This window comes from Sutcliffiella deserti (genome assembly GCF_020037475.1).
Classification (GTDB): domain Bacteria; phylum Bacillota; class Bacilli; order Bacillales; family Bacillaceae_I; genus Sutcliffiella_A; species Sutcliffiella_A deserti.
Genome location: NZ_JAIQDB010000001.1, coordinates 916,979 through 933,428 on the forward strand (window position 1 = coordinate 916,979; position 16,450 = coordinate 933,428).

Here is a 16,450-nt window from a genome sequence, read left to right on the forward strand (position 1 = left end):
TGAAGCATGTTTTGCTAGGATAAACATGTGGTGGGTACCGCAAGAGGAACGGGGGCCGCTCTATTTTGAACGCAATTGAGATTTCAGATGATTTTCTTTGTGTTTTTGACTTTTTAATAGGAAGATTGTTTTTTTTATGACAGGTGACAAATTAAAGCTGTTTTTTTTCCTTCCTAAGCCATCTAAAGGATGAATTTAGTTCTCTTATTAACCACTTTCCGTAATCTATCTAACAACTTAGTGGAATTCATCTAACAACTTTGTCCAAGCTATCTAACAATTTTCTTAATTCATCTAACAACTTCGCAAAATTATCTAACAACTACAACGATTTATCTAACACTCTTCTTAAGCCATCTAACAAAATCCTCAATTCAACCTACAAACCGTCCAAACTATCTAACAATCTGCCCAACGCACTCCTTCCTGCTTATTAAATACCAAATCAGAAATGAATCTACCTCAAAAGATGCCAGGAATATTCAAGTGCTCTATAATAGATATTACATAATAGCATTATTTCTTAATGCAACTATATCTTTAAAGAAGGCTGCTTGAGTGTCGAACTTTACGGACTTATAGCAACAATCTCTAAGAAAAGACCCCTAAAGATAGCTAAAAAGGAGCAAGCAAACATGGAACAAAATCAAAAAAATACTTTAAAACCTTTTCTTAACCTTATTCTTTCTACAAAAATCCCTAAACTAGCATTAACAATAGGATTGATTGGAAGCGTACTAACTACCCTAGTGGGACTTGCCATCCCTTTGTTAACAAAAGAACTGGTTGATGGCTTCTCTGTAGAGTCAATAAGTATCGCACTTATCCTAACGATCGGTGTTGTTTTCATCGTTCAAGCTTTAATTGATGGGTTTTCTACATATTTATTAGCATACGTGGGACAAAAAATCGTATCCAGGTTACGTGAGATTATGTGGTTCAAACTCATTCGATTGCCAGTTAGCTATTTTGACAAGCAAAAGAGTGGAGAGTCTGTGAGCCGCGTTGTAAACGATACTGGAATTGTGAAAGATTTAATTTCACAGCACTTTCCACAATTTATCACAGGAGTTATTTCTATTATCGGAGCAGTCATTATCTTGCTAATTATGGACTGGAAAATGACCATGCTTATGTTAGTTTCTGTCCCAATTACAATTATTATCATGGTTCCACTCGGGAGAAAGATGGCTAAGATATCGCGTGGGTTACAAGATGAAACCGCAACATTTACCGGCAGCATCCAGCAAACATTAAGTGAAATTCGCTTAATGAAAGCTTCAACTGCAGAAAAAGCAGAGGCTCAAAAAGGCTCTTCAGGCATTAACAATCTATTATCCTTTGGTTTAAAAGAATCGCGTATTATTGCACTGATAGGTCCTTTAATGTATCTCATTGTAATGGTGGTAATTGTAATAATAATTGGCTATGGAGGGATACGTGTAGCTGAAGGTTCCATGTCCACTGGTGCCCTTGTAGCTTTCTTGCTCTATCTATTTCAGATTATTTTTCCGATTACTTCTTTTACAATGTTCTTTACTCAACTTCAAAAAGCGAAGGGAGCTACCGAAAGAATTATTGATATTCTGGACCTTCACGTCGAGGAGGGACAGGAAGGATTAGATATGGACATTTCTAATCAACCTGTTCGAGTGAAAGATGTATCTTTTGCCTATAGTGAGGAAGAAGCTGTAATAAAAAATGTTTCTTTTGATGCTCAACCAGGTACAATGGTTGCTTTTGCAGGACCGAGCGGTGGGGGAAAATCTACATTATTTGGTCTTATCGAAAGGTTTTATGAACCAACCTCAGGCGATATTTTAGTAGGAAACACGTCAATCAAAGATCTATCAATGGAATCCTGGAGAAATCAGATCGGTTATGTTTCCCAGGACAGTCCGATGATGGCCGGTACTATTCGAGAAAACCTAACCTACGGACTAAAACACCCGGAGAGTATTGCGGATGACCGTCTATGGGAAGTAGCTAAAATGGCTTATGCAGATCAATTTATCGAGGAGTTCCCAATGAAATTAGATACAGAAGTCGGGGAGCGTGGAGTAAAGCTATCTGGTGGCCAAAAACAGCGCATCGCGATTGCAAGAGCATTTCTAAGAGACCCTAGGATCTTAATGATGGATGAAGCAACAGCAAGCCTGGACAGTCAATCTGAAAGCATTGTACAACAAGCACTAACACGACTGATGGAAGGTCGCACCACCTTTGTCATAGCACACCGTTTGTCTACGATTGTACATGCCGATAAGATTGTGTTTATTGAAAAAGGCGAGATAACCGGTATCGGGACACACCATGAACTTGTTGAAACCCACGCATTGTATCACGAATTTGCCGAGCAGCAATTGACATAATTAAGTTTTTGGGTATAAAGAGTTCCGATACTTATTCAGCTTGAGCAGTTGTTGAATAATGTGGTCCCCACTTAGGTAAACGCAACAATTAATGCGAAAACAACTAAAATAAAAACATAACAAAAGAGCACCATCCCCACAGTGCTCTTTCTAACTTTATATTAAAACCCCTTGTTTGACCGTTGATTCTCGTACAATAAGCTCCAAATCATATTCAACTATTTCTTTTTGACGATAGCGTTTGGAGTTTACTTTTTCCATCATAATTTGAAATGTCTTACGCGCCATTTCTTCAATAGGCTGATAGACAGTTGTTATGGAAGGTTCGACCAATTCTGTGATTGCTTGATTGTCAAATCCAACCACAGCAAGATCTTCTGGAACCTTTATCCCATGACGCTTGGCCTCTGTAATAATGCCGGCTGCTACTTCATCTCCACCAGTAAAAATGGCTGTAGGCCTGTCCTTTAGAGTGATAATTTCTCGTAGGATTTCCCTGCCATCCTCAATTGTAAAGGCATTCCGAAAAGAAAACTCTTCTTGGAAGGAAACCTCGAACTCTTCTAATGCTTTGAGAAACCCTATTTCTCTGCTTTTAGCAACATTGCTTTTGTATCCACCTGTACAATAAGCAATTTTACGATGACCAAGATCAAGGAGGTGCTTCGTTGAAATATATCCACCATAAGTTTGATCTAAACGAACGGAAGGCACATGAGCATCCTCCTCAAACTCATTGCAAAGTACAATTGGTCCGAACTCTAAGAATGGTTCGATAACATTCCAATCGTTTTGAATAGAAGAAAGAATAATACCATCCACTTGTTTCGTTTTCAACAAATTCAAGTAGTCAAGTTCCTTTTTCTTCGAATATTTAGTCTGACAAATAATAAGCTGGTATCCGTTCTCCGCCGCGGCCATTTCCATTCTTTCAATAAGTTCACTAAAGAATGGATTCATTACACGAGGAATCAATAATGCAACCATCTCTGTCTTTTGACTACGTAAACTTCTAGCAGATGAGTTGGGAACATACCCCAGTTCACTCATTGCATTCATTACAAGCGAGCGTTTCTTTTCCGAAACATATGGGTGGTTATTAATGACACGGGAAACAGTCGTTCTTGATAAGCCTGCTAATTTTGCTACGTCTTCAATAGTCGCCACGAGTCTTCCCACCTTTTACTAGGATTTCTTGTTTTATAAGTTAATTACGTCTTATATCAACATTTTTACGAAAAGCCTTATTAATAGTCTTATAATGAAATCGTTTTCATAACTACTAGTATAAAAGGTAATGTAAGTGTTTTCAATAGGAATTTTATATTTCTATGGAAAAAGTACTAGTTTGTTAAGGTCAACTAACCCGTCAAGGGAAAACCCCGGAGTTGTTAAACACAAACTCATAAATAGGGGCTCACCTTTTTCAGGTAAGCCCCTTCCTTTTTTAGACACGGATCATTTGCTTGTTGTATTGTTCTATAACTTTCGTTACTGCCGCTACTCCTTGGTCGATGCAATCAGGGATACCGACTCCTTCAAAAGAACTTCCTGCAAGGAAAACTCCTGGCATTTCTTCTGTTAAACGGTCCTTTATATCATCTAGCATTTTTTTATGCCCGACAGCGTACTGTGGCATTGCCTGCTTCCAGCGAGTAATGATAGTGAATTCTGGTAACGCACTGATGTTCATTATTTTATTTAGATCGTCCAATACAACCTGTTTGATTTCTTCATCACTTTGCTCAACAATTGCTTCTTCTCCAACTCTCCCCACATAGCAGCGTAAGAGGACTTTACCATTTGGAGTAGTATGAAGCCATTTTTTATGAGTCCATGTACAAGCAGTAATGGTGTAGTCACTATTACGAGAAACAACAAAGCCAGTACCTTCTATCTCTTCTGTAATAGCAGATTTGTCAAATGCCATAGCAACGGTTGCAACCGTTGTGGACTTCATCTTTTCAAGAGGTGCTACAGCTTTGAAATTTTGTAGCATGCTGGCTGTTGCAAAATGGGGAGTAGTAATAATGATATTATCAGCGGTCATTATCTCTCCATTACTTAAAGAAATTCCATAGCTATAATCTCCATACTTCTCGATGTGATCGACTTTCACAGCTTTTAGTACCTTTACTCCAACTAACTGCTCTTCCATCGCATCTACTAAGGACTGTAGCCCTCCTGTAAGGGTAAGGAACATCCCCTTTTTTAACTTAGGTGCGTCTGCAGGTTTCTTTGGGGTTGTTTGTTTCATACCTAAAATAAGGCTACGGTATTTTTGCTCTACCTGTTGAAATTGGGGAAAGGTAGCCTGTAAGCTTAACTTATCAATATCACCTGCGTATATACCGGATAACAATGGTTCAATTAAGTTTTCCACCACTTCATCACCTAATCTTCTACGGAAGAAGGATCCAAGAGATTGGTCATCTTTATTTCCACTTGCTGGTAGAATCAAATCTGCTGCTGCTCTCATTTTCCCCATGGGAGAAAATAAACCTGTTGTTACAAAGGGAGACAGTTTTGTAGGAATTCCCATTACTGCACCCTCTGGCATAGGGTATAGCTGGCCTTTTAAAAGAATGTAGGCTTGACCTGTAGCATTATTGGTAAGCTGGCTTTCAAGCCCAACATCTTTGGCTAATTTTGCGGCACTCGTCTTTCTTTCAAGAAACGAATCTGGTCCTCGCTCAATTGTATAACCATCCTTTTTTATGGTTTGAATTTTGCCACCTAAACGGTTACTCGCTTCAATTAACGTAACTTCCATATTTAAGTTTTTCTCTTTTATTTCCTTAAGAAGATAATAGGCCGCAGATAGTCCCGTAATGCCTCCACCGATGATGAAAACCCTTTTTTTCTCCTCATTCATGGTATCATCGCCTTTTTTTTCAGTTTCTGTTACTTCTTTTTCAACTCTTCTAGCACTACTGTTGCCATTGCATCAACAAACTCCGGTTGTGTATTAGGCATTTCAGGGCGATAGTATTTTGCACCAATTTCATCTGTTACAATCTTACACTCCGTATCGTTATCATATAGAACTTCTAAATGATCGGATACAAACCCGACAGGTGTGTATACAAAGGATGTGTAGCCTTTTTCTTTATATAGGTCTCTGGTAATATCCTGTACATCAGGGCCAAGCCATGGATCAGGTGTATTTCCTTCACTTTGCCAAGCAATCACATAATTTTCTACACCTGCACCTTTGGCAATTAAGTCGGCTGTTTCTTGAAGCTGATCTGGATATGGATCTCCCATTGAAATAATTTTCTCAGGTAAACTGTGAGCAGAAACAATCAACACCGCTTTTTTCTTTTCAGCCTCGTCCATGCTATCAAAGGTTTCTTTCACGCGCTTCACCCAATAATTAATAAACTTCGGCTCCTCGTACCAGCTTTCAACGGAATAGATTGTTGGTCCACCTAGTTTTTGCGCCTCTTCTTGTGCACGACCATTATATGATTTCACACTAAAGGTGGAGAAATGTGGCGCAAGAACAATACTTACTGCCTCTTGTATGCCATCATCGTTCATTTGTTTTACGGCATCCTCCACGAAGGGTTCGATATGCTTTAATCCCAAATACACTTTAAATTCTATTTCATCCTGAATGCTGTTTAAGTGTGAGCCAAGTGCGTTTGCTTGATCTTGTGTAATTCTTGCAAGAGGAGAGATGCCGCCAATTGCATTATAGCGGTCACGCAAATCTTGAAGCATTTCTTCTGTCGGTTTTCTTCCTCGGCGAATATGTGTGTAATAACGCTCTAAGTCTTCTTCTTTGTATGGCGTTCCGTATGCCATAACCAACAAGCCCACTGTCTTTTTTGCCATGATATCTGTACACCTCATTCTATTTATCTAAAGAAAAACTATTAGGGAATACTTTACTTTATTTAGCAGTATAATCGTGAACAAATTGCGCTAAACGTTTCAATGTTTCAGGTTTTACCTCTGGGAAGACACCATGACCAAGATTAAAGATATAGCCTGGGCGTTCCATTCCTTGATCAAGAATAGCTTTTGCTTTTTCTTCAATCACTTCCCACGGAGCTAATAAGATAGATGGATCTAAGTTTCCTTGAACTGTCTTTGTAATACCACGTTGTCTAGCCTCTGAAATTGGTAAACGCCAGTCTAATCCGACCACATCCACCGGTAAGTCATGCCATTCATTTGCAAGATGACTTGCACCTACACCAAACATAATAAGAGGAACATTTTCTTCTTTCAAAGATGAGAAGATTCGATTCATCACTGGCTTAATGAAATAACGATAATCTTCCACATTTAATGCTCCGACCCAACTATCGAAAATTTGGATAGCTTTTGCACCTGCATTAATTTGTGACCGTACATAGGTGATGGTTGTGTCTGCAAGTTTATCCATTAACGCAAACCACGCCTTCGGTTCTGAGTACATGAAAGCTTTCGTTTTGTTATAATTCCTAGAAGGTCCGCCTTCGATCATGTAAGATGCTAATGTGAAAGGTGCTCCAGCGAAGCCAATTAAGGGAACATCGAGTTGTTCCTTTGTTAATAGTTTGATTGTATCAAGAACGTAGGGAACATCCTGTTCTGGATTAATCTCTCCTAATCTTTCGACATCCTGTACGGAGCGGATAGGATTATCAATAACAGGACCAATTCCTGATTTAATTTCAACATCTACACCGATTGCCGGAAGTGGTGTCATTATATCTTTATAAAGAATGGCAGCATCGACATTATATTGGTCAACCGGAAGTTTGGTAACATAGGCACAAAGCTCCGGTTGGTGGGTAATTTCAAACAGTGAATATTTCTCTTTAATTTTCCGGTATTCAGGCTGTGAACGCCCTGCTTGTCTCATATACCATAATGGTACATGATTTGTTTCTTCTCCTCGACATGCTTTTAAAAATGTATCATTAAACTTACGTTGACTCACTATGATGACCCCTTCCGTCTCATTAATTCTCTCTTTTATTTCGTTTCACTTCTGTCATTTTACACTATACCTATTAATAGAAGGAAAGTATAGAAATAGCGCGTATTGTTCATAAAATTGACGATTTTCACGAATACTGCCTATCTTTATAGTAGTTCTTTTCGTAAAGCTCTTTTATTAAGGCTATATTAAACACCGCTGTTGATTTCCGCAAAAGGCTCCGCGTTCCATGGGGCGGTGCTAGAGCATCCTCGGCTGCGCCTGCGGGGTCTCCAACTACGGCTATCTTCCCGTTGGAGTCTCCGCCTTTTGCTCCAATCATCGCTGGAATAGCCTTATTATCAACACACAACTTTAACAGAGCTTTTATTGAAAATTGTTGATGTAAGCCCCACAATGCTAAAGCAGCCCTATCGGAAGGTTGGTTTCACCATTTTAGAAGGTTCTCCTTCTTGGCCGGTTTGTGGATTAAATGGGACAACATAATAGGATGGTATTGAAAAAATATTTATCGTTTCAACTTCATATTTCCCCATACCCGTTACTTCCTCTATTAAAGTAGCTTTATCATTATGAAAAGAGTAGATACGGTAGACAATTCGATCATCCTCCGAAATGGACCAATTTAACGATGCGGTAAACAAACCAAAAGGACGGAAAGTCATCTTAGCTTCAATTTCTTCCACACTCTCCAAAACGATTGGTTCCTCAAGGTCTGTAACACCTGTTGGCACGGAAAAGGCAGCACTATCCAACTCTGCTCCTCTTAGAATATCTTTAAACAGTTTAGTTGGATAGGCCCCGCCACCTGTTAAAAACTGTTCCTTCGTAGTACTATCGTACCCCATCCACACCGTTCCTACAATTTCTGGAGTATATCCAACAAACCATGTATCTTTTATTGCCCCTTCTACACCAGGGTAATTCGTTGTCCCTGTTTTTCCGGCAAGTTCTCCTTTTATCGTTCCTGCTTGAGCAGATCCTTCTTCCACGACACCTTGGAGCATTCTTGTCATGGACCATGCAGTTTGAGGGCTGAAGACTGTTTTTTCTGCCACTTTTGCTTTAGCAATTGTTTCACCATTTCTATTTTTTATCTCTATAATAAAATACGGCTCCACAATTTTTCCACCGTTCCCAAAAATCCGGTAGGCTCTTGTTAGTTCTAAAGGAGTTACCCCTTCTTTTAGACCGCCGAGAGCAATAGCTAGTCCATTATCAGGGATAGGGAGATTCATTTTTTCTAAATAACTCTTGCTTTCTTGAATACCTAATTCATTTAAAGCCCATACTGCCGGAGCATTTAATGAATCCTGAATAGCTTCATACATGGTGACATTATCTAAATATTTATGATGATAGTTTCTTGGCTCATAACCATTATAGGATAAGCGCTGATCTTTTAATAAACTATATGGTTCAAAAACTCCTTCTTCCATTGTAGGAGCATAAACAGCAAGCGGTTTAAAGGTAGAACCTGGCTGACGTTTGATCGAAACCCGATTAATGCCTTGTGTCACATAATTACGCCCCCCAATGACTGCAAGAACGCCTCCGGAATGTTGATCCATTAGTACAAATGCCCCCTCGACAAGCGGTGGTTCACCTGGAAAATATTCATTCTGCTTAAAAAGTTCAAACGCAGTCTCTTGAGCGGCAAGGTGCATTGGCACCGTAATGGAGTATCCACCTCTGTGTAACTCTTCATTCGTTAATCCATATAGTGCTTCCGCTTCTTCTACGACCATATCAATATAGGTTAAATAGGATTGAGTTTCTGTGTTCTCTTTCACTTTCACTCCAAGTGTTTTACCCTGGAGGGCCAACGCTTCTTCCGCTTGAATATAACCTCCGTTATGCATCAAGCTTATAACTAAATCTCTACGTTCTTTTGCTTTATCAGGAAAGTTAATCGGTGAATATCCGTTAGGAGCCTTCGGTAAAGCAGCTAATAATGCTCCCTCCTCGACCGTTAACTCTTTCGCACTTTTATTAAAATAAAATTCTGAAGCTGCCTCTACTCCATATGCTCCATGCCCAAAATATATTTGGTTTAAATACATTTCTAATATTTCATTTTTTGTATATCGATTTTCAAGATTAATGGCAATAACCGCTTCTTTTGTTTTACGAAGCCAGGATTTTTCATTAGTCAGAAACACATTTTTGGCAAGTTGCTGGGTTATGGTGCTGCCCCCCTCTGCCTTACTTCTTGTTATAACGTCACGATAGACAGCTCGTCCTATTGCACGAATATCTATTCCGCGATGCTCATAAAAACGTTGATCCTCTACCGCTACAAAGGCTTGTTGAACATGCTTTGGAATATCATCAATAGTTATAATTTCACGATCTTCAAAAAAAAGCTTGGTTATCGGGATTCCTTTTTCATCTACTAATGTAGTCGTAGAGTCCATAATAAGCTTCTTATCATCTATCACATAATTTCCTGCAAATATTATTAGGATATAACCAAACAAGCCAACAATCATAAAACATAATAAAATGATAGGAACAAGTAAATATTTCTTTGGAACAAAATTCTGTATGTCCTTTAGTTTCTTCTTCCACTGATTTTTTCTCGTAATTCTTTCCATGTTGTTTACCTCCTCTGAAAAAGCGGAATTATATGAAAAAATAGATAGTTTTGTACTCAATAAGCGACAAATCTATGCACTTTCTCTATAATAAGACTTATAGTAACTACCGCTTAAGAAAACCTAGGTCAAAATAAGGTGCCAGATATTATTCTATCGTATTCTGGAGAATCTTTCTTGCATTCCCCTTATTTTGTTATAAGAACTAGGATATTAAACATAAGGAGAAGTGAAAAATGAATTTTTATATGACTTTTGGAACAGCTGGTTTTTTAGAAGACTTAAAAGAAGGTATTAATGTAGGTGAGCTATTATTGATGCAAGGAGAGGATAACGCCGTTCTAATGCATGAAACAACAGAACAATCCAGTTTTAATTCCGGAAAGAAATTTGAAGTACTAGATGCCTCAGGAGACTTTTCAACTGGTAAATATGCGGTTTTAAATAATATTCCCGTAACACAGGAAGGACGACCTGTATTTGAATATCGATTTAGTCAGAGAGCAAGACTTATAGAAGAGGAAGAAGGGTTTGTAGCAATCAGAGTATTGCGCCCAATCGATTCAGACACCTATGTAATTCTTACGCTTTGGGAAGAAGAGAGCAATTTTACTAAATGGCAGGAATCGCAAGCCTATAGTAAAGCCCACGAAAAACGTGGAACTTCAGAAGGTGTAGACCAAAAGGAATCAGTCTTTCCAAGGCCTTCATTTGTAACCAGTTATCATGCACCAACACCAGAAGATGATACCACCCATAACTAATGCCGTGGAATTTAAAATCTAAAGAAGGACCGCATCTTCAACGCGGTCCTTCTATTTCTACTTCTCGTTATTTTTCTCTTTAAGGATTCCATGCCTATTGGCATAAATGGCTGCCTGGGTCCGATCTGCTACTGCTAGTTTACTTAATATATTACTAACATGAGTTTTCACAGTTTTCACACCAATAAAAAGCTCATCCCCAATTTCTTGATTGGTTAATCCATCACCTAGACACATCAGCACTTCCAATTCCCGCTCCGTTAAGTCATTATGAGGCAGCTTTACTTGACTTCGAAAACGATTCATCATCTTGTTAGCAACTTTCGGTTCAATTACAGGCTCATTACGTATCGCTTTTTCAATAGCTTGTATAATATCTTCCGCTCTTGCGGTTTTTAAAAGATAGCTATAGGCCCCTGCTTCTATAGCAGGAAAAACTTGCTCATCATCATAATAGCTTGTTATGATAATAATTTTACAGGATGGATGAAATTTAATAATTTCCCGTGTTGCATCAATTCCTGTTCCATCTTCCATAAGTAAATCCATTAAAATTACATCCGGCCTCTCTTTGCGTGCAATTTCTATCGCTGCTTTTCCACTAGCACCTTCACCTACTACTTCAAGACCCGGCTCTGTAATCAAATAAGCCAAAAGCCCTTTACGAACCATTTCATGATCATCAACTACTACCACTCTTATCTTATCCATCTACTTTTCCTCCTCCCTTATCGGAATATAAATTTCAATATGAGTTCCTTCGCCAGTTTTAGAGCGTACTGTAAATTGACCACCTATTTCTTCACAACGCTCACGCATATTAGAGATTCCGTAGGATGACTGCTTGTGCTGATTCACTTCAAATCCTTTACCGTTATCACTAATAAATATGTATACATACTTATCATCTTTTTGATGCATATCTATTTTGACAACTGATGCATCGGCATGCCTTAAAATATTGGATAGGGCTTCTTGAATAATGCGGAATAGATGATCCTCTGTGGCATTGGAAAGTGAAATTATTTCATTTATGCTATGTTGAAAATTGATCGGGGTTCTTTCCTCCAACTCTTCCAATAGTTTATGAATACCGACGCACAAGGTGTCATTTGTTAACGACACTGGGCGAAGATGTAATAGTAAAGCCCTCATTTCCCCCTGTGCTTGGGCTGCTATCATCGCAATATCATTCATCTGTTTTTTTGCTTCTTCCGGATACAAGTCAAACATACGGATTGTTGCCGAAGACATGATGCTTACAGCAAATAGCTGCTGACTAACAGAATCGTGTAATTCCCTTGCTAACCTTTGTCTTTCTTCAATTGTTGCTGCATTATGTGCTCTTAGTGCTAACTGGTTTTTCTCCTCAGCTAACTTCTGTAATGAACGAACTTGGTTTTGGATCTTATTTGCAAGTTGATTAATATCCTCTGTCAGCCTTCCTAGTTCATCTTTTTCAACGACAGCCATTCTTTCTGATAATTTCCCCCTACCTAAAGTAGCAATAAAGGTAGAAATATCCTCCACTCTTTTTTTCAAATAACTACTATGTCGATACCCAATGTATACACTTGTTGCAATGGAAATCAGAAGGCCTATAACCGTCATCCCTATTGTTACTTGGACATTGATCTTTCCATTAGGAAAGAATAATACCAATAATTGAAGAAAGATAAAGAATAAAGCAGAGGAAACCATTGAAACGGTTATAAATGAACGAATTAACCAAAACCGCAAGCTATTAATCTTATTTTCCTGTTTAGATTCGATCAATTCTTACATCCCCTATTTTTAAAGCTATAACAATATTCAATTTACGCGTCGATTCAATATAATTTGGTGATTCATATAAGATTCTACAGCTTTTCCCTTGCGACATTTCATCAAAAACTCTGAGCTTCCCCATTTTTATCGCTGAATCAATACGAACCGGAAGGTCTTCTGGTACTAGCATTTTTAAATCTGCTACCATTCCGGTGATTTGTATTTTAGTTTCTTTGTCAGGGATATAAGCCTTTGAAAAATCAAAATAATAATCCCCTACTACAGTTTTTAGTGATAAAGGTTCTACGGACCAGTTTGGCTTATTCATTTTCAATTCGCCTATTGTGATTACTTTTTCCTTTGTGAAGTCTTCTTTGTTATCTTCAAAATCTTCTTCCTCTTTATCCGAGAACAAATTAAAATCAACATCTCCTCTAGACACTGTTACTGTTACCGGACGCTTCCGAATGAAAAGTTTTAAACCAAAATAGATAAATATTATTGGCCACAACTTCCATATCATATGGATTTCAAACTGCAAAACATTTAGACGATCTAAAAGCAACAAACCTCCCAAACTAAGAAAGAGAAAACTAAAAAAGAGTGCATGTCTTCGGTAAATCACTGTTTCAATAAGTAATTTAAATCCATATAGGACAATAAGCACGGGATAATATGTGACAAAATACTCTTTTATTTCCAAGGAAATGACACCTAAATTAATCAATAATAACAAGACCCCTATGAAAACAAATATAAGAGCAATTAACTTCTGATTGAAAGTTTTCATAACAATTCTTTTCATCCCTCCTTTACATAAGCTAGACTAGTGGTAGGTAACAAAAGTTTTCTATACTAGTGCCAGTGTACGATGAATTAGTCGAAATGAAACCAACCTGCAGTTTGTATGTATATCCGCCTTTAGACGGAATGCCCAGATTATCATTGTCAGAATACCAGCGGCTTCAGCTTACATCTTACCGGTTTAACTACTTAGGTCTTTTCTTTCCAGTTGCTTCCCTATGAATGGAGATTATTCTTAAACCGGTTGCTTAACTGTGCTTAGATAACAAAACCAGCGCCCTTGTGGCTACGCTGATTTTTTCGTCAGAAAATATTGCAGCCCTTCATAGGCCAGCACGCCAAACAACAGGCAAATATACCCTGCAGCATAGCCCGCAAAAACATCAGAAGGATAATGATAATTCAAGAATATCCTGCTACTTCCAAGTAATAAAATAAAAGTTATGCCTGAAACGAGAATAAGCAGCCGGCGGCCTCTTGCTTTTGTGTAAAGTAGCAGTAAATAAAGAAGAAGACCATAAAAGAATAAACCTACCATAGCATGGCCACTTGGAAAGCTTAGGCTTTCCGCCCCTGGACCGGTCATGGGACGCTCTCTCCCGGTAAAGTCCTTTAACCATTTATTAAGTTCATTTACGACAATTACTCCACTAACAAGGACACCCATTGCAACATAATCCTTTGTTTTCCACCAGATTACCAGAATTGCCAGAATCATAATGGTAATTACCCCTGCCTTATCTCCCAAAACAGTAAAAAGATAAAAGAAATCTACTACCAAACTGATTTCCCATCCATTAATGGTCTCACGAATAGCCGAATCAAACGTGATTGTATTTTGTGCGATTATTTGTTGAAAAGACCAAAAGAAAAACAATCCACAAATGATAAATAAAAAAACTCTTCTCCATACTGTGTAATTCGATTTAACCTTTAGTTTATATGCTTGTTCTGCCTGCATTCTATCTCCCCCAACAGCTATTTACCTTTCCATCATACAGGATTTTTGAATGTTATGACTATTCTTTTTTCACAGACTAATATAAAATACTTTCTAACTGCTTTTTATTAGAGAGGGGATCAAAGATGCTATCGAAACTAAATGACTTATTAGAAAAACATTCTGCAGAAATGACGGAGATTAGAAGATATCTTCACCAATATCCTGAGTTATCTTTTCAAGAAATTCAAACGGCAACATATATAGCAAATTATTATAAAAACTTAAAGATACCTGTTAGAACGAATGTTGGAGGTAATGGTCTAGTTGCACATATTGTTGGAGGGTTGCCTGGTAAAACAGTAGCACTACGAGCAGATTTTGATGCCTTACCTATTGAGGATGAAAAAGATGTGGAATATAAATCAAAAGTTCCTGGTGTGATGCACGCATGTGGCCATGACGGTCATACCGCTACGTTACTTGTGCTTGCTAAATGTCTGAATGAGTTAAAAGCTGAACTAAAAGGGACAGTAGTACTTATTCATCAGCATGCAGAAGAGTATGCCCCTGGTGGTGCCATATCAATGATTGAGGATGGGTGTTTAGAAGGGGTGGATGTTATCTTTGGAACCCATCTATGGGCTGGTGTCCCAGTAGGCACTATTCAAACCCGTGTTGGACCAGTCATGGCAGCAGCAGATCGTTTTACTGTGAAAATTCAAGGTTCAGGTGGTCATGGAGCACAGCCTCATACAACAAAAGACGCAATTTTGACGGCTTCCCAGCTAGTGGTAAATTTGCAGCAGATTGTTAGCAGAAGAGTTAATCCTATTGACCCTGCAGTTATTTCAGTGGGTACTTTTGTAGCAGAGAATGCCTTTAATGTAATAGCAGACTCAGCAAAAATTGAAGGAACTGTTCGGACCTTTAATGATCAAGTGCGAGACCAGATTGAAGCAGAAATTGATTTAGTTGCCGCAGCTACTTGTGGACTAAATGGCTCAACCTACCAATATGACTTTCATCGGGGATATCCTGCGGTAGTAAATCATAAAGAGGAAACGGAATATATAGCAGAAATAGCTGCGCGTGTTGCAGAGGTTCAAACCGTCGAAGAAACAGAACCTCATATGGGCGGGGAAGATTTTTCATACTACTTGCGTCATGTTAAAGGTTCTTTCTTCTTTACTGGTGCACAGCCTGCTGGCGTGGAGGTTTCCTACCCTCACCACCACCCGAAGTTTGATATAAATGAGGATGCGTTATTAATCGCTGCTAAAACACTTGGAGCAGCAACAGTTCTTTACAATTAGAAAAATAGGCACTGGACTTCATTAGAGGTCCGTGCCTATTAAGTTTGGTTCTGTAAACTTGTAGTTGTTTGCCATGTTAACAAATGGCGAGATCCACTAAAAATTTTAAAGTAGGTTTTTTTCCTTAAGATAGCGCATTCGATAACAATTCATCGCCGTTTTTCCGAGATGGTCCAGGAAATTATAATTGGCATATGCGCCTACTATGGCCCCTAACCCAGGTATCATCTGTAGCATTTTGATTAGATCAATATAATCCCGATATTCTTGTTGAAAGACCTGCCAATCTAATTCTTTGACCTCTTCTTTATGCAGTTCCCAGTTTTCAAGGGTTTCGAGTACCGCCCTTCGATGCTCATCCCCTGAAAAGGCTAGCTGGAAAATATAGAGAATAAAGATACGTTCTTCATAATTTTTTACATTATATCCATAAATGGTAGCTGCTTCAAATAGAAACTTCATTTTGATAGAAAGCAGCAGCGGAAAATCTGCAAGACCTAAAAATATCCCGCCTGCACCAGTCCCTGCTCCCTCCACTGCAGCTGTTCTTTTATATTTATCTATTTTATCCATCAATAACTTTTCTTTCTCATCTAGTGACAAAAGGGAAATATCTTCTCTTTTTTTTGTTGTAATATTACTTCCCACCAAAGTTGCCTGTACCATCTTTTTAATACTTTCTCTCATAATCGTATGCACTTTTTCTGGGATCATATTATTTACTTTGTTTTGAGCGCCTTTCGAAAACCGTTGAAACATACTGGACCTTTTTGTCAACTGGAGCTTCCATTTTGTTACTTCTTCCAAAATCTTTCTATCATCCAAAAGAAAACACCTCCCTATATCATTATTATGTATACGGATTTCACTGTGATTTGTTTCAAATATAACATAGCAAAACACGCAAACAACCGGATGTCGTCTACGTGTTGCATTTTGTCTTTAGGATAAAGT

At 38.3% G+C, this 16,450-nt stretch carries 13 protein-coding genes; 3 read left to right on the top strand and 10 right to left on the bottom strand.

The annotated features are described in order from the left end of the window. The first annotated feature begins 635 nt into the window (after positions 1-635). Entirely contained in the window at positions 636-2,372 is a 1,737-nt protein-coding gene (locus tag K9B36_RS04445; protein WP_223700782.1) for an ABC transporter ATP-binding protein, read from the top strand. A 156-nt stretch (positions 2,373-2,528) separates the two neighbouring features. Here the strand turns inward: K9B36_RS04445 and K9B36_RS04450 are convergent, their stop codons facing one another. The 5 genes from K9B36_RS04450 to K9B36_RS04470 all read right to left on the bottom strand — a co-directional run bounded on the left by K9B36_RS04450 (position 2,529) and on the right by K9B36_RS04470 (position 9,800). Beyond that, on the bottom strand, positions 2,529-3,539 hold the full coding sequence (locus tag K9B36_RS04450; RefSeq protein ID WP_223700783.1) for a LacI family DNA-binding transcriptional regulator: 1,011 nt from the start codon (positions 3,537-3,539) through the stop codon (positions 2,529-2,531). Positions 3,540-3,819: 280 nt separating this feature from the next. Then, positions 3,820-5,247, bottom strand: coding sequence for a protoporphyrinogen oxidase (hemY, locus tag K9B36_RS04455; RefSeq protein WP_223700784.1), 1,428 nt, complete (start codon positions 5,245-5,247; stop codon positions 3,820-3,822). Positions 5,248-5,276: 29 nt separating this feature from the next. Continuing rightward, positions 5,277-6,212, bottom strand: a complete 936-nt coding sequence (gene hemH, locus K9B36_RS04460) for a ferrochelatase (protein WP_223700785.1) — start codon at positions 6,210-6,212, stop codon at positions 5,277-5,279. Positions 6,213-6,270: 58 nt separating this feature from the next. After that, entirely contained in the window at positions 6,271-7,308 is a 1,038-nt protein-coding gene (gene hemE, locus K9B36_RS04465) for a uroporphyrinogen decarboxylase (protein WP_223700786.1), read from the bottom strand. 410 nt (positions 7,309-7,718) lie between these two features. Beyond that, positions 7,719-9,800 carry a transglycosylase domain-containing protein gene (locus K9B36_RS04470; protein WP_223700998.1) on the bottom strand — a complete coding sequence of 694 codons (2,082 nt, stop codon included), beginning with the start codon at positions 9,798-9,800 and terminating at the stop codon, positions 7,719-7,721. A gap of 341 nt (positions 9,801-10,141) precedes the next feature. Between K9B36_RS04470 and K9B36_RS04475 the strand changes: the two genes are divergently transcribed. Next, positions 10,142-10,669: an antibiotic biosynthesis monooxygenase family protein gene (locus K9B36_RS04475; protein ID WP_223700787.1), complete on the top strand. Its 528-nt coding sequence runs from the start codon at positions 10,142-10,144 to the stop codon at positions 10,667-10,669. Between the two features lie 57 nt (positions 10,670-10,726). Here the strand turns inward: K9B36_RS04475 and K9B36_RS04480 are convergent, their stop codons facing one another. From K9B36_RS04480 to K9B36_RS04495, 4 genes are all read right to left on the bottom strand, one after another. Beyond that, on the bottom strand, positions 10,727-11,380 hold the full coding sequence (locus K9B36_RS04480) for a response regulator transcription factor (RefSeq protein WP_223700788.1): 654 nt from the start codon (positions 11,378-11,380) through the stop codon (positions 10,727-10,729). Beyond that, positions 11,381-12,445, bottom strand: coding sequence for a sensor histidine kinase (locus K9B36_RS04485; protein ID WP_223700789.1), 1,065 nt, complete (start codon positions 12,443-12,445; stop codon positions 11,381-11,383). Further along, a complete protein-coding gene (liaF, locus tag K9B36_RS04490) occupies positions 12,432-13,241 on the bottom strand; it encodes a cell wall-active antibiotics response protein LiaF (protein WP_223700790.1) in 810 nt (269 codons plus the stop codon). The genes K9B36_RS04485 and liaF overlap by 14 nt, the downstream gene beginning before the upstream one ends. Positions 13,242-13,526: 285 nt before the next feature. Then, the gene (locus K9B36_RS04495) at positions 13,527-14,201 is read right to left on the bottom strand and encodes a phosphatase PAP2 family protein (protein WP_223700791.1); all 675 of its coding nucleotides are present in this window, start codon (positions 14,199-14,201) and stop codon (positions 13,527-13,529) included. Positions 14,202-14,326: 125 nt separating this feature from the next. Between K9B36_RS04495 and K9B36_RS04500 the strand changes: the two genes are divergently transcribed. Then, positions 14,327-15,496, top strand: coding sequence for a M20 family metallopeptidase (locus K9B36_RS04500; RefSeq protein ID WP_223700792.1), 1,170 nt, complete (start codon positions 14,327-14,329; stop codon positions 15,494-15,496). Positions 15,497-15,601: 105 nt separating this feature from the next. Here K9B36_RS04500 and K9B36_RS04505 read toward each other — a convergent pair whose 3' ends face one another. Further along, positions 15,602-16,321: an EcsC family protein gene (locus K9B36_RS04505; RefSeq protein ID WP_223700793.1), complete on the bottom strand. Its 720-nt coding sequence runs from the start codon at positions 16,319-16,321 to the stop codon at positions 15,602-15,604. Positions 16,322-16,450 lie beyond the last annotated feature (129 nt).